Raw genomic sequence first — 16932 nt, 5'->3', positions numbered from 1 at the left:
TCACGGCACCGTCACGGGGCCGGCCGCGGCAGGGCATGCTCGTGCCCGACGTGCGGTGGCGAGGAGACGCGGGAGCAGATGGACATCACCGGCTGGGTGGCCGACCTGCTGACCTCCGCATGGGCGTACGTCGCGGTCGTGGGGGTCATCGCGGCGGCGGGCGTCGTCGCCCCCCTGCCCAGCGAGGCGACCATGGCCACGGCCATCGCGCTCGGGGTGGCCGGGGACCTGGAGCTGGGCTGGGTGTGCCTGGCGACGACCGCGGGCTCGCTGACGGGTGACGTCGCCGCCTACGCGCTGGGGCGCTGGATCGGGCACCGCGCAGGGCACCGGGTGGCGGCCTCCGACCGGGCGGGCGCCGCCCTGCGGTGGCTGGCGAGGCACGAGCGCTCCTGGGGCCCCGGACTGATCGTGGGTGCCCGCTTCGTGCCCGGGGGCACGACGTCGGTGGGTGTGGCGGCCGGGCTGCTGCTCCACCCGCTGCGCAGCTTCGCGCTGTGGGCGCTGGTGGGGTCGCTGGTGTGGACGGGCTACGGGGTGGCGCTGGCGCTCCTCGCCCGTGCCGCGTTCCCCGGCGGCACCTGGCCGGCGCTGGTGCTGCCCGTGGTGGTCGCCGTCAGTGCCGGTGGCCTCCTCTGCGCCGCGGCACTCCGGTGGCGGCGACGCGGGCGGCGGACCGGGGAGGCGGAGGTGCGGGTCCAGCAGAGCTGAGGCTGCGGGGTGAGGATGGGAGGACCATGGACGACCAGGAGCGGAACCCCACTCCCCCGGCGGCGGACGCGCACCCCGCCGGTCCTGCCGCGTCGGGCCCGGCTGCGAGCCCCCGGGCCCGGAGGTGGGCCCCCCGGTGGATCCGCCGCGGGCTGGCCTGGCTGGCACTGCTCGCCGTCACCGCCCTCGGGGCCGGGCTCGGCGCCGCCCTGGCGCCGGGGGCCAGCACCTACGTCGGCCCGCTGCAGACGGAGGTCACGGTCCGCCCGAGCCTGCATCCGGGCGTGCGGGTGGACCTCCCCCCGGCCGGGCAGGTCGGCTTCGCCACCCACCGCGCCCCCGTCCTGGTGACGGCCCGCATCACGTCGGTGGACCTCGATGCCGCCGGCCGGCTGGTGCGCTCCCCCCAGCAACTGCTGGCGCTGGAGGCGACCGCCGGCAGGGCGATGCGCGCCGCCACCGTGCGGGCCGCCGTCAACACCGCGGTGTGCAGCCTCGCCGGCGCCGCCCTGGCGGGCTTCCTCGTCTACCGGGGCCTGCGGAGGACCGTGCAGACCACGGCCACCTGCCTCGGGGTGATCCTGGCGAGCGGCGCCCTGGCCGGCGCCACGTTCGATCCGGCCGCCCTGGGGCAGCCGCGGTTCACGGGCGTGCTCTCCCAGGCGCCCTACCTCGTCACCAACACCCGCAGCGCGCTGCAGCGGCTGCAGTCCTACCGCAGCGGCCTCTCCCAGATCGTGCGCGACGTCAGCGCCCTCTACACCGCCTCCGCCGGGCTGCCCGGCCAGGACCCGGCGCCGGGGGCCGCGGACCTCGGTGCGGACGTCACCACGCTCCTGCACATCTCCGACGTCCACCTCAACCCGCTGGCCTACGACCTCGCCCAGTCCCTCATCGAGCAGTTCGACGTCCAGGGCGTCGTCGACACCGGCGACGTCACCACGTGGGGCAGTGCCCTGGAGTCGACGACGCTCAGCCGCATCGGCGGTCTGGGGGTCCCCTACGTCTTCGTCCGCGGCAACCACGACTCCCTCGGCACCGCCGCGACCGTCGCCCGGCAGCGGGGTGCGGTGGTGCTCGAGGACGGGCAGACCGTCGACGTCGCGGGGGTGCGCATCGCCGGCATCGGCGACCCCCGCTTCACCCCCGACCCCGAGGGGCGGCAACCGCAGGGCAGCGAGGCCGACATCATGCGCGGCCCCACCGAGGACCTGGGAGCAGCGATCACCCGGTGGAACGAGGAGCATCCCGCCGACCCCGTGGACGTCGCCGTCCTGCACAACCCCAGCGCCCTGCAGCCCCTGGCGGGGAAGGTGCCGCTGGTCCTGGCCGGGCACACCCACAAGCGCACCGTCGACCTCGACGCCTCCGGCACCCGCTTCATGGTCCAGGGCACCACGGGCAGCGGCGGCATCAGCTCCGCGGCACTGGTCCGCCTCTCCGACGGCAAGCCGCTGCCGATGTCCGCGACGCTGCTGCACTTCGCGGCCTCGGGGCAGCGCCGCGGGGAGCTCATCGCCTACGACGAGGTCGCCGTCGCCGGCCTGGGCCTGGCGGCCGTGCAGATCAAGCGCACCGTCGTCCCGGCCGAGGAGACGGCCGGAGCACCCGGCTCCCCCGACCAGCAGCCGGGTGAGCCTGCGCCGACGTGAGGGCGGCCACAGCGGCGCACGCTTCAGTCGAGCAACGCCGGAGTCGATGCGACGAGGGACCTGACACCGATCGTGCCTCTGCAGCGCCGCCCTCCGCGGTGCGCGCAGCAGGCGGAGGAACCCCGTGAGCCCTCAGCTCCCCGCGCCGGCCGAGCAGTCCGAGCAGGCGCAGCAGGCGTCGATCCCCGCTCCGCGGGTCCCCGCGCGGGCCGCGGAGGCCCCACCCGCGCCCGCCCCGGTGGAGGTCTCGCTCCTGGGTCCCTACCTCGGCTACATCGGCTACTTCGTCGGCGCCGGCCTCATCAGCGGCGGCATCGTGCACTACCCGATCAACCCCGGCCACTACCTGCTGCTGGCCGCGGTCGGCGCGGCGGCCTTCCTGGGCGCCACCGTCCTCAACGAGATCGTCCTGACCACCACGCGGCTCGGCCGGGCCGCGGTGGTCCGCCTGGTGGCCTCCTCCCTCGTGCTGTCCCTGGGCATCGGGATGCTCTCCGGCGGCATCGCGCACTTCCTGGACTTCCCCGTCCGCAGCGCCGTCCTGGTCCCCCTGGGCATCCTGTGCTCGTTCGTGGCCTTCGCCGTGCGCAACGCCACCTCGCCGCTGAGGGTCGTCGTGAGCAGGACCGGCGCGGGCGTCGCGGTCCTGGCGGCGGTGACGTTCCTCGCGCTGCAGGCCTACGCCGGGCACCTGCTCGCGCACGGCGGCGGCGGCCACGGGCACGGCGAGGAGACCACCACCCAGTCCACCGAGGTCGGCGGGGACGCACACCACTGAGCGCGGGGGAGGCTCGCGCGACGGCCACCCGGAGCGGCTACGGCCGAGGTCCGGAACCCCTCCCGCGCCCCCTGCTCACAGCAGATCACCCAGGTCCGCCGCCCAGTCCGCGGCCTCGAAGGCGACGTCGCAGTCGGCGTCCGTCGGCAGCTCCTTCGGCTCGAACCACACCGTCTTGCCCGGCCCGAACTCCTCCGGCAGCTCCTCGATGCCCCAGGCGGAGGAGAAGGAGGCCACCAGTTGCATGCCCCGCCCGGTGGGTGCGGCCACGCCGAAGTGGCGGAGCTGCACCGGCAGGGGGGAGGAGTCGGTGACCTCGATGCGCACCCGCCCGCTCGGCATGGTCCGCACGGTGAGGGTGAAGGAGGTCCGGGCGTGCAGCATCGCGTTGGTGACCAGTTCGGAGACCCCGAGCTCCGCGGACTCCTCCAGGTCCTCCGCACCGAGGCGGGTGAGGACCCGGCGGACGTGACGGCGTGCGGCGGACACGCTGCTGGCCATCGACTCCATCACCACCGGTTGCCCCACCACCGCACCCGCGCCGGAGCCGGCGGGCGCCGGTGACGGCGGAACCCGCCCGCCCTCCTGCCCGCCGTCCTGCCCGCCGGCCGGCCAGACCGGCGTGGCCGGTGACCCCGGTCCCGCGGTCGAGGTGCCGGCGGGACCGGCGGGAACCACGTCCTCCGCCGGAGGCGGCGGAAGTGCACGCCAGGGGCGCGGGGCCTGCCCGCTCAGCTGGCGCTCGAACTCCCCGAAGAGCCAGCGGCGGTAGGCCACCACCTCCTGCGAGGCGGGCAGGGTGAGGAGGTACTGCTCGCGGCGGCAGAAGTCGTCGGCCTCCTCCAGCGCCTCGGCCATGCCGCGGGCCAGGGGGACCAGGGTGACGGGCACGGTGTACGTGACGTCGCAGAAGTCCTCCCCGGCCGCCAGGGCCGCCTCCATCACCGCAGCCGGGCGGGTCTGGAACGGGGCGTAGGCGCTGTGCAGCTGCGCTGCGACCTGCAGCAGCCGGGGCGGCAGGAAGGTCTCGGGGTGCTGCTGCGCCCCGATGCGGAGCAGGGTCAGCTCGCGCACCAGCGCGTCCAGGTGCTGCAGGTAGCGGGCGCGCGCCTGCAGGGGCACCCCGAGCAGGTGCACCTCCGCCAGGGCCACGTCCTCGCTCACGGATCGATCCTGGCACGAGTGTCCCGGCCCGAGCCGGGCGGCCCGAGCCGGGCGGCCTCGCCGCGACGGCCTTCCAGCACTCTGTGTAGGGTTACGGCTTCGCTCTGTAACTCAATGAGCGTCGGATCACCGCTGCAGCTCACGGGAGGCGTCATGGCGGATCCCGGTGCGGCGACCTCCGCCGGGTCACGGGCGTGGGAGCTGGAGCAGCGGGTGCTGCAGCAGGCCCTGGTCGCGCAACTGGGCATGGAGGCCCTGCGCGAACCCAGCCGCAAGGCACTGCTGGACCGCATCTGCCATGCCGTGTTCGCCGCCCTGGACATCGACGCGAGCCTGATCCTCACCCGCGGCGACCAGGGACGGCTGGAGGTCCACTCCTCCTTCGGCGAACCGCACCCCGCGGCTCCGGAGCGAAGAGGAGAGGGGGCGATGAACGCCCTCGACGCCCTGCTGGACCGCCTCTTCGAGGAGGGGATGCCGAAGATCGTCGGTGACTGGTGCGACAGCGGCCACCCCTCACCGCTGCCGGGGGTGCGCTCCTCCGCCGCCGTGGCCATCCCCGGCCCGGACCACCCCTACGGGGCCCTGCTCGCCCACAGCAGCCTCCCGAACGCCTTCTCCAACGACGACGCCCACTTCCTGCAGGCCCTGGCCAACATCGCCGGCGCCGCCACGGAACGCCTGCACGCCGAGGACCGCTACCGCCACGCGGCGCTCCACGACGGCCTGACCGGCCTGCCCAACCGTCTCGCGCTCGTCGACCGCCTGGAGCAGTCGCTGGACGCACTGCAGCGGGAGAGCAGCGGCCTCGCCGTGCTCTTCCTGGACATGGACAACTTCAAGGGCATCAACGACACCCTCGGCCACGGCGCCGGCGACGCCTTCCTCCAGGAGGTCGCCGCACGCCTGCGCTCGGCGCTGCGCCCCGGTGACACCGTCGCCCGCTTCGGGGGCGACGAGTTCGTCCTGCTCTGCCCCGGCATCTCGACCCCCCGCGCGGCCGGGGAGGTGGCCGAGCGGGTCATGGCCGTCCTGCGCCCCCCGGTGGAACTGCGCGGCAACCAGGACAGCGAGGTGGTGCACCCGGCCGCCAGCATCGGCGTCGCCCAGACCTGCGATCCGGACCGGACGGCGGAGGACCTCTTCCGCGACGCGGACATCGCGCTCTACCGGGCCAAGGACGCCGGCCGCGGCCGTGCCGTCCTCTTCCGCGCCGAACACGCCACCCAGCTCGCCACCCAGCGGCAGCAGGAGATCGACCTGCGCCGGGGCGTGGAGGCCGGCGAGATGTGCGTGCACTACCAGCCCACCATCGACCTGGCCCACCGCCGGGTCACCGGCGCGGAGGCCCTCGTCCGCTGGGCCCACCCCGAGCGTGGGCTGCTCCCGCCGGGGGAGTTCCTGCCCGTGGCCCTGCGCGCCGGGCTCATGCCCGCCATCGGCGGTGTCGTCATGGGTGAGGCCCTGCGCGAGGCACGCGACTGGCCGGACGGCATCCACCTCGCGGTCAACGTGGATCCCCACCAGCTCAGCGACCGCGCGGCGCTGCGCGCCATCCACGCCGCCCTGGACGCGGCGGACTGCACGCTGCAGCGCGTCGTCCTCGAGGTGACCGAAGCGGCGTTGCTGGACACCGGGCCCACCACCCTGCGGGCCCTGCGAGGGCTGCGGCACCGCGGCGTGCGCATCGCCATCGACGACTTCGGCACCGGCTACTCCTCCCTGGCCTACCTCGCCCGGCTGCCCGTCGACATCCTCAAGATCGACCGCTCCTTCGTCGACCAGCTGCACCGGCCCGGCCAGGGAGAGGAGGCGGTGGCCATCAGCCGGCTGATCATCAACCTCGGGCACACCCTCGGCCTGCACGTCCTCGCCGAGGGCACCGAGACCGCCGAGCAGCTCGACATCCTCACCGACCTGGGGTGCGACAGCGCCCAGGGCTTCCACATCGGTCGCCCGGCTCCACCGGAGGCCTTCCGGGTCATGGTCGACCTCCGGGAGGGCGAGCGGTCCACCGGCGGCGTCCGGCAGCGCTAGGCGGTGCCGCGCCGCGCCGGGAGGAATCGCCCGGATCGGGCTATCAAGGTCGACGTGGAACCTGCCGATACCTGGGGCGGGGAGCCCGGCTCCCCGTCCGAGAGGAAGGGCGACACGTGCACGACAGCACCGGCAGGGACCAGGCAGGCGAGCGCATCCACCGCCGGTGGTTGCCGCAGGGCACACCGCTGCCGGAGGACGTCTGGCTGCTGCGGCACCGGGTGTTCCTCGTCGCCGCGTGGGCGGCGTCCGCCGTGGCGCTCGTCTGGGCCACCGCGGCCCGCGGCCCGCTGCACGGGGTCCTGGACTTCCTTCCCCTCGCCGTCGCGGCACTCGTCGCCACGCTCGTCCGCCCCGGCGCCCGGCGCTGGGGACGGGAGGCCGCCGCCTGCGCGGTGATGCTGTCGCTGACCATGGCCGCGGCGGTCGCGGTGCACCTGTCCGGCGGCCTCATCGAGATGCACTTCCTGTTCTTCGTCGCCGTCGGCGCGGCCACGGCCTACCAGACGTGGGCGCCGCTCCTCACCGCGGTCGGCTTCGTCGTCGTGCACCACGGCCTCATGGGCACGGTCGCCGGCCACGCGATCTTCAACCATCCGGCCGCGCAGGAGCGGCCGGGGTTGTGGGCCCTCCTCCACGGGCTCCTGCTGGCCGTCGCGGCGGCGGTGGGGATCGCGTCGTGGCGCGCCGACGAGGTGGTGCGGGCTCGTCTCGCCGCCGTCGCCGCGCGCAGCAGCCTGATCATGGACACCGTCGAGGACGGCATCGTCGCCCTCGACGAGACCGGCAGCGTGGTGGAGGCGAATCCGGCGGCGGTGGCCCTGCTCGGCCGGGACGGCCCCGTCCTCGGGCGCCGGCTGTGCGACCTGGTCCCCGGCGTCTGCGACGACGACCAGATCGAGGCCTTGCTGCGCGGCGAGCGGCCCGCCGTCCCCCGGCAGGTGAGCGTGCTGGACCCTCGTGGCAGCGGCGGGGGCGCCGGGGTTCCCGTGGGCGTCACCGTGGCGCCCGTGCGCGGCGACGAGGCCGTGCGCGCCGTGGTCACCCTGCGGGACCTCTCCTCGGCGGCCCGCGCGGTCACGGCCGAGCGGGCCCTGGTCGACCTGACCGAGCGGGAGCGGGTCCAGCGCGAGGACGTCGCCGCCCTGATGGCCGCGGTGCGGCCGCCGACGCTGGCGGTGGAGGGCCTGGAGCTGGCGGTGGCCTACGAACCGGCTGCCAGCGCCCCTGCCGGCGGGGACCTCTACGACTGGCTGGTGCTGCCCTCCGGGGAGGCGCTGCTCATCGTCGTCGACGCGATGGGCCGGGGCACCGCCGCGACCCGCGAGGCCCTCGCCGTCACGTCCACGGTGCGCACCCTCGCCGTCGCCGGCTGCCCGCTGCAGGAGCTCGTCGCCCGCTCCGCGGCCGTCCTCGACGTGACCCACCCCGACCTGATGGCGACCCTGCTGATCGCCGTCGTGGACCCCGCCACCGGGCGCCTGCGTCTGGCCGGCGGCGGGCACCCACCCGCCATCCACGTCACCTCCACGGGGGCGCGGGAGGTCACCGCCGAGGGCCTGGGCATCGGCTACCCCGACCCCGGCAGCTTCGGCACGGCCGAGGTGGTCCTCGCCCCCGGCGACACCCTCGTCCTCTACACCGACGGCCTCATCGAGGGCACCCGCGACGTCCCCGCCGGCCTGCGGGAGCTGGCCGGGACGGCGGCGGGCATGACCGCCGTGCCCGTGGAGCAGTTCGCCCCGCGGCTGCTCACCGACGTCACCACCTGCGCGCTGGAGGAGGACGACTGCCTCGCCGTGGTCATCCGCCGCCCCGCCGCTGCGACCGCACCGCAGGAGATCGCACCGCAGGAGACCGCACCGCAGGAGGCGGGCCCCGCGGCCGCGTCCGGCCCCGGGGCGCCCCGGTTCGTGCGCGACGTCGCCGCCGACCTGGCCCAGGTTCCCCCCGCCCGCGCGGCGGCTGCGACCTGGCTGGCGGAACGCGACGTCGACCCCGAGGTCGTCGACACCTGCGCCCTGCTCGCCAGCGAGCTCCTCGCGAACGCCGTGCGCCACGCCCGCACCCCGGCGCAGCTGCGCCTGCAGCAGGCTCCTCGCGAGATCCTCCTCGAGGTCAGCGACGGTCTCGGCGTCGAGCCCCTCGTCCGGGCCGCCGACGAGGAGGCCACCGGTGGCCGCGGCATGCACCTGGTCGCAGCCCTGTCCCAGCGATGGGGAACGCACTCCGCAGCGGAGGGCAAGACCGTCTGGTGCGCGGTCCCCCTGCAGGAACCCCCCGCCGGCCAGGCGCCCCGGGTGCCCGCACGCGTGGCGTGAGGAACCCCTCCCCCGACCGGCCGACCGGCGAGCCGGTCCACCGCGGTCACCGGGTCGGCATCGACACCGGACCGGGACGGCTGCCCACCGACGACCCGAGAAGTCACACCGGGGACCGGACGGTTCCGGAATCCACGGGGGTCGTGGGTTCGGGTGGGATGTGCGCCGGCACCCGGTTGGGGCCGGCTTCTGCCGGACGGGGCCGGTCCTGGCGGTGCAGGCGCACGGCGATCACGGCGACGTCGTCCTCGGGACGGCTCGGCAGCATCTGCTGCAGCACCTGGTCGACCAGCTCGTCCAGGGAGGGGTCGTCGCCCGCGAGGTCGGTCAGGGTGTCCTGGAGCCGCTGCAGTCCTTCCTGCAGCGGCTGGTCGCGTCGTTCCACGAGCCCGTCGGTGTACATCAGCACGGTGGCCCCGCGGTCGAGGACGACCTCGCAGTCACGGCGGTCGGTGTCCGGCTGCACGCCGAGCAGCAGGTCCGTGGTGAGGTCGAGCAGCGGCTGCACCGACCCGTCGGGGTGGACCACCATCGCCGGGGGGTGCCCGGCGCTGGACCAGCGCAGCCGGGTCACGCCCCGGGCCCGCTCGTCGAGGGTCTGCTCCAGGCGGGCGGCGAGCGCGGTGGCGGTGGTGGTCAGGTCCAGGTTGGCGATGGCCCTGTCGGCCCGGGCGAGCACGTGTGCCGGGGAGTCGTCGCCCAGCGCCCCGAGGGTGCGCACGATCGTGCGGACCTGGCTCATCGCCGCGGCGGCCTGGGTGTCGTGGCCGACGACGTCACCGATGACGAGCATGGTGGCGCCGGCCGGCTGCATGAACGCGTCGTACCAGTCCCCTCCGACCTGGGCGGCTTCGGCGGCGGCGACGTAGCGGACCACGATCTGGCCGTGGTCGGGCTCGGGCGGGTCGGTGAGCAGGGAGCGCTGCAGGCCCTCGGCGAGGTCGTGCTGCTGGCGGTAGAGGCGCGCGGAGTCCAGCGCGAGGCCGGCGCGGGCGGCGACCTCGCGGGCGGTGGCCGTCTCGTCCGGCGTCAGCGGTGCCCGCCCGGGGCCGTTGAACAAGCTCAGCAACCCCACGGTGCGCCCACGCCCGCGGAGAGCGAAGTACGCCGCGGAGGTGGGTGCGAGCTGCTCGATCAGCTGACCTGCCCGTCCACCGGGAGTGAGGCGGGCGGCGATGGCGGTGGCGGCGTCCTCCAGGACCAGCACCGGCTGCGCCTGCCGCAGCGCCTGCAGGGGCAGGGATCCCTCTTGCAGCGCAGCGACACGGTGGGCGGCGTAGGCCCCCACCAGCGGTCGCAGCGCCTCGTCGCGGTGCCAGGAGCCCACGTCGCGCAGCGCCCGGCGCAGGTCCACCGCGCGGCTCGCCCGCGCCGTGGCGGGAGTGGTGATCGACGCTTCGTCCTCGACGAGGGTGACCACGCACCAGTCGGCCAGGGCGGGCACCACCAGCTGGGCCAGCCGCGCCACGGCCTGCTGGGCGTCGAAGGTCTCGCTCAGTTCCGCACTGACCGCGGCCAGCAGCGCCAGGCGGTCCGCGGCGGCCTCGGCGGCTTGCTGGGCGGCCTTGCGGGCGCTGATGTCGAGGAAGTACAGCCCGAGCCCGCCCTGCTCGGGCTGAGCGCGGACCTCCACCCACACGTCCAGCGGCGCCGGGTAGTACGCGTCGAAGACCCTGGCCCCACCGGTGGCGACGGCGCCGCGGTAGTGCTCCTCGAAGACGGAGCCGAGCGCGGCGGGGAACTCCTCCCACAGGTTCCGCCCCAGCAGCTGCTCCCGGGGACGGCCGATGATCTGCTCGGCCTGGGCGTTGGCGTAGGTCATGCGCCACTCGGCGTCCAGGGCCAGGTAGCCGACGGCCATCGCGTCGAGGATCTGCTCCATGCGGGCCCCGGCCTCCCGCAGCGCGGTGACGTCGTAGGCGGCGCCCAGCAGCCGCACCGCGTTTCCCTCGGAGTCGCGCGCGACGGTGCCGCGTGCGGCGATCCAGCGGATCCCGCCCCCGGGCAGCAGCACCCGGTAGGAGGAGGTGAAGTCCTCGCCGGTGGCGATGGCGGTGTCGATGGCGTTCTGGATGCCGGCCCGGTCGTCGGGGTGGATGCGCTCGTAGGCGGCGCTGAGGTCGTCGGCGAAGCCGGCCGGGTCCACGCCGAACAGGGCGTACATCTGCTCGTTCCACGTCAACTGCTCCGTGGCCAGGTCGAGGGTGTAAGTGCCCACCCCGGCGGCCCGCACCGACACCTCCAGCAGACTCCGGCTGGTCTGGTACTCAGCATCGAGCGCAGCCAGCTCCAGCTCGGCCGCCGCCGAGTCCGCCACCTGCTGCAGCAGCACGACGTCCGCCTCGCTCCAGGTGCGCGCAGCCGCATCCACCACGCACAGCGCACCCACGACCTGCCCGCTCCGAGCGGTCAGCGGCGCCCCGAGGTAGGCACCCACCGCCCCGGAGGCCACCGGCGGCAACGCGGCCACCCTGGCATCAGCACGGGTGTCGGCCAGGACCAGCGCAGAACCCGAGGCCACGGTCAGCGAGCACAGCGTGTCCTCCAGCCGCCCCTCTGCCCTGACGGCCCCTGCCTGGGAGCCGGCGCCTGCGGCGATGAGCTCCGTGTCACTCAGCAGCGACACCTGCGCCCCGGCGGCGCCCAGCAGACGCGCCGCCAGCTCGGCCAGCCGGTCCAGCCCGGGCAGGGCGCCCACCTTCTGCAGCCGCTCGGCCGCCGCCACCCTGGCCGCATCGGCCACCACCTCCGCGGCGGCCGACCTGACAGCCGCAGTGGACTGCACCTCAACGACGGACCGACCCGCCGGAACCTGACCTGCCGCAGCCGGACCAGCGCCCGCGTCGGCAGGGTCAGCGCCGGCCTGCCCCGGGCCCGGACGCGGCACCTGCGATGACCTGCCCGACACTCAAGCTCCCTCGACACCGCTGATCCGCCGGCCTCGCGCCGGCTGCCTTCGCTCGCGTCCCATCCTCGCCGGTCGCGCAGCGCTGTGGACCAGGATGCGGCGACCGCTCCACCTCCACGATGTCACGAGCGGCACCCGGAGGCGGGGCGCGCCCTCACGGGGACAGCGCGGCGAGGATCCACGCGTCGTCGGGCGTGCCGCTCACCCCTCGGGAGGTGCGGTAGAGCCGGCACTGCAGCCCGTAGCCCTCCCGGCCGTCGGCTCCCGGTTCGACGTCCCGGCCGTCGATCCGCACGCTCGGCGAGCCCAGGAACCGCAACCGCTGAGCATCCTCGTCGCTGCCGACGTGGACCAGGCGCACGCGGGCGGAGACGCCCCGGCTGCCCAGGAGCTCGCGCAGGTGCGGCAGGAAGCTCTCGTGGTTGGGACAGCCGTCGATGTAGAGCACGTCGACGACGAGAGGCTCCCCCTGACCGGCTCCGGTGGCGGCGAGTCCCGCTGCGTCCATGTCCGCGACGGTAGCCGCCACCACCTCCTCGACGCGCGCGCACCGCCCCGCCGCAGCCGATCGGCATCCGGCACCGGCCGTGGATCCCCCGACGGCGAACCTCACGCGGTGGCGGTCGTCGCGGTCCCGGGGAGGGGGTCGATCCAGGCCAGGTACAGCGAGCGTCCAGCCGGTGCCGGGCGCTGCTCGAGGCGGAAGCTGCAGAGGACCTCCCGCCCGTCGGCGTGCAGCACCGGCAGGGTCAGCGCTGCCCCGACGATGCGTGACTGCCCCGTGCTGAGGTGGCGGCTGAAGGCGGCGATGTGCGCTTCCCGCAGCCGCGGCGGGACGAGGGTCACGATGCGCCGGCCCACCAGGGCCGTCACGTCCCAGCCCAGGGCGGCGGCCAGTCCCCGGCTGACCGCCACGATCCGGTCGCCCTCATCGGCGGCCACCACACCGGCCTCGCTGGCCGAGACGACGTCCACGGCGGCGCCGAAGCCGTGCCCGTCGCCCCGGCGGAGGTGGTGCGGGTGCTGGGCGGTCTCGAACCGCTCCTGCGCAGCACCCGGCCACGGGCGCGCAGCCACCCCCTCCAGCTGGGACTGCAGCTGCGACTGCACCTGCTCGCACACCCAGTCGCGCACGGCGATGATCTCCGGCTGACCGGGGAAGGCCAGCAGCTCACCCCCTGCGGCGAGCCGCTCGGCAGCGTCCAGGGCGTCCTGCAACGCGGCTGCCGCCGGGCCGACCTCCGGATGCAGCGCCAGGTGCAGGTCGAAGGGCTCCGGCGCCTCAGGCAGGTGGCCGTCGAAGGCCTCATGATGTGCCGCCGACGCCGAGGGGGGCACTGCGTGCCGCTGGGCGTCTGCGATGGCGGCGATGATGGCGTTGGAGAAGGTCTGCCGCGCCAGCTCCACGCCGGCGAAGTCCACGACGACGTCCTCGCGCACGGCGGCGTAGAGGGCCAGTTCGCGCAGCAGCGCGTCGTGGTGCTGACGAGCGGCCATCCACAGCAGCGGCGGGATCGCCAGCAGCCGCACCTGTCGGGTCTGCTCGCTGGGGGCGTGCTGGACGGCCGTCTCGACGAGGTCCACCCCCTCGGGCAGCTCCCACTGCTCCTCGTCCCAGAGAGCGAGCAGGTCCTCCACCGACGGCTCCGCCGCGGGAGGGACGACGACGAACCAGACGATCTTGCCGTCGGCGAGGGGGGTCACGCCGCAGCTGTCGGTGATCGAGGCCACCAGCGCCATCCCCCGCCCGGTGCTGGCCTGCTGTCCGTAGTGGCGCTGCATCGGGATGACGGAGTTGAAGTCGCGCACCTCCACCCGCACCCCGTCCGGCTGCACCGCGACGCTGACCTCCGCAGGAGTCCGGGCGTGCAGGGCGACGTTGGTCACCACCTCGCTGAGCGCCAGCTCCGCAGCATCCAGGCACTCCTGCCGCCCCGCCTCCAGCAGGGCCTGCGCCAGCCAGCGACGCGCCTGCCCCGGCGCCTCCGGGACCGGCGCCAGCAGCAGGCTTCGACTCGACACACCCCATCTCACCACGATCGACCAGCGGATGACCTGTAGTGGTCTCAACCAGCCGCCGTCGCGCGGCCCGCGGGTGTGATGTGCCCCATCAGGTGGCCAGGCGCACCACTGCGGTCTGCGAGCACGGTCAGCAGGACGTCGACCGCCGCACGCGAGCCGTCTGCACGAACGCACTCCCGGCGCAGGGTCGCAGCAGCGACCTCACCCGAGAGCAGACCTGCGACGAGAGCCCTCTCGCCATCAGGGTCCCGGGTCACGGTGAACTCCTGGGAGCACCTGCCCAGCAGATCCTGGGGAGCGTGGCCGAGCAGCGCCGCCGCGGCTGCGTTGACGCGCACGAAGCGCCCACCGAGGTCGGTGAGAGCCATCCCGGTGGGCGCGTCGTCGAAGGCGAGCTGGAGGAGCCGTCCGGTGTCACCGAGTCGCTGCTCCGCCGCGACGGATGCGGTGACGTCCCGGCACGCATGGATCGTCTCCACCTGACCACCGGCGGTGCGCATCCGCTTCGACGTGCTGGAGAACCACCGGTCGCTCCCGTCGGCGTGCCTGACGCGGTGGGTGAGCGGCACCGAGGTGGAGCCGCCGGACCCACCGTCGGAAGTCAGGCGCGCCAGGTCGTCGGGGTGCAGGTGCTCGGCGATCGACGTGCCGATGAGCTCGGCGGGGGAACGCCCCAGGAGCGAACGGGACGCCGCCGACGCGAAGGTGATCGTGCTCTGGGCATCGGTGGCGAGCACGAGCTCCTCGCCCGTCCCGAGGGGCAGCGGCACGCCGGTTCCCCTCCGCAGGAGAGCATCCGAAGCCGGATGCTGCCGCTGCAGGACGTCGGTCAGCTCCGCGGAGGGGGCCAGGGGCATGCCGAAGAACCAGCCCTGCGCGAGGTCCGCGCCCATCGCCAGGAGCTGCTGCGCTTGCTCGGCGTGCTCGACGCCCTCGGCGCACACCCGGCGACCGAGGCTGTGGGCGGTGTCGATGACGAGCCGCACGAGCACGGCATCGGCCGGGCTGGTGGCGACCCGGTCGACGAAGGACCGGTCGATCTTGACGGTGTGCACGGGCAGTCGCCGCAGCGTGGTCAGCGACGAGTGGCCGGTGCCGAAGTCGTCGAGCGCCAGACGCACTCCGAGGCGGCGCAGGTCCTGGAGCCGGGACGTCGCCTCCTCGAGGTCGGCGATCGCCGCGGTCTCGGTCACCTCCAGGCACAGCCGCTCGGGTGCCAGGCCGGTGCCGGCCAGGACGTCCGCCACGTCGGAGACGAAGTCCGGATCCGCCAACTGCACCGCGGAGACGTTGACGGAGATGCGCATCGACGAGCTGACGGCACGCCAGCTCGCCACCTCGGCGCAGGCCGTGCGCAGGACCCACCGCCCGAGGTCGAGGATGAGGCCGGTCCGCTCTGCGAGCGCGATGAACTGGTCGGGCGCCACGAAGCCGAGTTCCACGTCGCACCAGCGAGCCAGGGCCTCGACCGCCGTGACCCGGCCGCTGCAGAGGTCCACCACGGGCTGGTAGTGCAGCTGCAGGCCACCTTCCTGGATGGTGCTGCGCAAGCGGCGTTCGATGCTGCGCTGCCGACGGACCGAGTCGGCGTCGGCGGAGGGCGGCACCAGCGCGGCGTCGAAGTGCTCCGCCCTGCCCCGCCCTCGGCTCTTGGCCCGGTACATGGCCAGGTCCGCCTGCTTCAGGAGCACGTCGAGCGACGAGGCTCGGCCGGTCTCGTGGGCACCGCTGCGGGCGACGCCGACGCTCGCACCGACGCTGACCTGACGCTCGACCTCCTCGACGGCGCCCCCTTCGGTGATCGTGAAGGGAGTCGCAGCCTCCATCACCAGCCGTTGGGCCAGCGCGGTGATCTGCGCAGGACTCATGCCGCGGTAGACGAGGACCGCGAACTCGTCCCCACCCAGGCGCACCACGAGGTCGTCCTCGCGAGCGACGCCGCGCAAGCGCCGCCCGAACTCGACGAGCACCTGATCGCCGGCCTGGTGACCGTGGAGGTCGTTGACCTCCTTGAACCCGTCGAGATCGACGTAGAGGAGGACCGCCTCGCCACCGGCCCGCCGGAGGACGTGCAGGTGCTGCATCAGGTTGAGCCGGTTCGGCAGGCCCGTGAGCGGATCGTGCAGCGACTGGTGGGCGAAGTGGCCCGCGAGGCGCTCGAAGACGGCCGCGACCCGGGCGATGCTGACACGCCCGTCGGGGTCCGTCACGACGATGTCGTCATGACGGGTGCCGGCGTCCGAACGGGCGAGCACCGCGCTGGCGGCGAGGGGGACGGGGGTGGAGGCGTCGAGGACAAGGGTGTCGGGGAGGTCGAGATCGCCGATGCGGCGGCGAGCGTGCAGGCCGCGACCGAACCCGAGACGGCCGGCCATGCGCAGCTCGAACCAGGTCCGGTCCACCAGGCACAGGTTCTCCGCGGTCTCCACCACCACGCTGCGCAGCGTCTCGTCGCGACGGAACACGGCATCGACGTGAGGCACGGGAGTCTGGGCGCCGACGGTGAGAGCCGGGCGCGCCAGCTCCCCCAGGCGACCGACCGCCGCACCGGCACCCGTCACGGCACGCGCCGCGGCTCCGAGGTCCGGCAGTCGCGCAGCCGTCTCGGCGACGCGCGTCAAGGTTTCGTACATGTCCGCCCATCCATCCTCGTGGAACACCGCCGGTCGAACCACCGGGAATCGGCCCGGTTTCCAGGAGTCGGGGCACCACGTCGGCACCCTGACCGCCGCGTTGCCGGGAAGCGCTCTCATGGTGCACCGCCTCGCACCCACCACGCGCGTCCAGAGTTCCGAGAGGTTCCGCGGAGCAAGCCGGCAGCGTGATCGGCACAGTCCACCAGTCGGTTCCTCGGCCCCTCGGCCCGAGCGGGCCGGGTCGGAGTTCGACCGCAGTTCAACCGCTGGAGGTCTGTGATCCGCGCCGATGCCTCCCGGTGCCACCGCGAACCCAGGCCGGTGGTGCGGGACTGCGCGGACCGGAACGCGGGCACGCGGATCGCATCGCCACGACTGCTCCGTGCCTTCGCGTGGAATTCACGTTCCGCTTCCTCGACCAGCGACGTGGGGACACCCGCACTGTCCGGCTCGTCACGGAGCAGGATCTGATCGATCGCGCTGCAACCGAGTCCGGATGCCTGCTGACCGGGATGCCACAGCGGTGCGCGCACGTGCAGCAGGTCGCGGTCCACGCACAGGAGAGGCGGCCACCGGCACGGGCCAGGCAGCACGGCGACCCGCTCCCGCACCGGAGTTCGCGTCGATCTGAGCGCCGCAGCGTCCGGACCCTGCGGCGGGTTTCGCCGGGCCGGCCTGCGCGCGCCGTTCACCGCCTCCGCGG

General features: G+C 74.5%; 10 protein-coding genes. 5 read left to right on the top strand and 5 right to left on the bottom strand.

Translation table 11 applies throughout. From position 1 onward, the window contains the following. Positions 1-78: 78 nt before the first annotated feature. The 3 genes from CLV92_RS15610 to CLV92_RS15600 all read left to right on the top strand — a co-directional run bounded on the left by CLV92_RS15610 (position 79) and on the right by CLV92_RS15600 (position 3141). Complete coding sequence (locus CLV92_RS15610) at positions 79-711, top strand: DedA family protein (protein WP_104434210.1); 633 nt, start codon at positions 79-81, stop codon at positions 709-711. A gap of 26 nt (positions 712-737) precedes the next feature. Then, positions 738-2363, top strand: coding sequence for a metallophosphoesterase family protein (locus CLV92_RS15605; protein ID WP_104434208.1), 1626 nt, complete (start codon positions 738-740; stop codon positions 2361-2363). Positions 2364-2487: 124 nt separating this feature from the next. Next, the gene (locus tag CLV92_RS15600) at positions 2488-3141 is read left to right on the top strand and encodes a hypothetical protein (RefSeq protein ID WP_104434206.1); all 654 of its coding nucleotides are present in this window, start codon (positions 2488-2490) and stop codon (positions 3139-3141) included. A 75-nt stretch (positions 3142-3216) separates the two neighbouring features. On the opposite strand, the gene CLV92_RS15595 is transcribed toward CLV92_RS15600, so the two are convergent. Beyond that, the gene (locus tag CLV92_RS15595; RefSeq protein ID WP_104434204.1) at positions 3217-4305 is read right to left on the bottom strand and encodes an ATP-binding protein; all 1089 of its coding nucleotides are present in this window, start codon (positions 4303-4305) and stop codon (positions 3217-3219) included. Between the two features lie 114 nt (positions 4306-4419). Here CLV92_RS15595 and CLV92_RS15590 point away from each other — a divergent pair, with 114 nt between their 5' ends. Beyond that, positions 4420-6342, top strand: a complete 1923-nt coding sequence (locus tag CLV92_RS15590) for a putative bifunctional diguanylate cyclase/phosphodiesterase (RefSeq protein ID WP_146099581.1) — start codon at positions 4420-4422, stop codon at positions 6340-6342. 116 nt (positions 6343-6458) lie between these two features. Next, entirely contained in the window at positions 6459-8663 is a 2205-nt protein-coding gene (locus CLV92_RS15585; protein ID WP_104434200.1) for an ATP-binding SpoIIE family protein phosphatase, read from the top strand. 103 nt (positions 8664-8766) lie between these two features. Here the strand turns inward: CLV92_RS15585 and CLV92_RS15580 are convergent, their stop codons facing one another. From CLV92_RS15580 to CLV92_RS15565, 4 genes are all read right to left on the bottom strand, one after another. Then, positions 8767-11448, bottom strand: coding sequence for a SpoIIE family protein phosphatase (locus CLV92_RS15580; protein ID WP_104434199.1), 2682 nt, complete (start codon positions 11446-11448; stop codon positions 8767-8769). Between the two features lie 277 nt (positions 11449-11725). Further along, complete coding sequence (locus tag CLV92_RS15575) at positions 11726-12079, bottom strand: DF family (seleno)protein (RefSeq protein ID WP_146099580.1); 354 nt, start codon at positions 12077-12079, stop codon at positions 11726-11728. 101 nt (positions 12080-12180) lie between these two features. Continuing rightward, a complete protein-coding gene (locus CLV92_RS15570; protein ID WP_158257278.1) occupies positions 12181-13593 on the bottom strand; it encodes an ATP-binding protein in 1413 nt (470 codons plus the stop codon). A gap of 44 nt (positions 13594-13637) precedes the next feature. Further along, positions 13638-16226 carry an EAL domain-containing protein gene (locus CLV92_RS15565; protein ID WP_104434195.1) on the bottom strand — a complete coding sequence of 863 codons (2589 nt, stop codon included), beginning with the start codon at positions 16224-16226 and terminating at the stop codon, positions 13638-13640. Between the last annotated feature and the right edge of the window lie 706 nt (positions 16227-16932).

Source organism: Kineococcus xinjiangensis, from assembly GCF_002934625.1.
Taxonomy (GTDB): domain Bacteria; phylum Actinomycetota; class Actinomycetes; order Actinomycetales; family Kineococcaceae; genus Kineococcus_A; species Kineococcus_A xinjiangensis.
Note: the sequence above shows the minus strand (reverse complement) of the source record. Positions and strands in the feature narration are given on the sequence as shown.

What these genes read in the sequence shown, in the direction of transcription:
- CLV92_RS15610 (WP_104434210.1), top strand. Translation starts at nt 79, where the DNA reads ATGGACATCACCGGCTGGGTGGCCGACCTGCTGACCTCCGCATGGGCG.
- CLV92_RS15605 (WP_104434208.1), top strand. Translation starts at nt 738, where the DNA reads ATGGACGACCAGGAGCGGAACCCCACTCCCCCGGCGGCGGACGCGCAC.
- CLV92_RS15590 (WP_146099581.1), top strand. Translation starts at nt 4,420, where the DNA reads ATGAGCGTCGGATCACCGCTGCAGCTCACGGGAGGCGTCATGGCGGAT.
- CLV92_RS15575 (WP_146099580.1), bottom strand. Translation starts at nt 12,079, where the DNA reads ATGGACGCAGCGGGACTCGCCGCCACCGGAGCCGGTCAGGGGGAGCCT.
- CLV92_RS15565 (WP_104434195.1), bottom strand. Translation starts at nt 16,226, where the DNA reads ATGTACGAAACCTTGACGCGCGTCGCCGAGACGGCTGCGCGACTGCCG.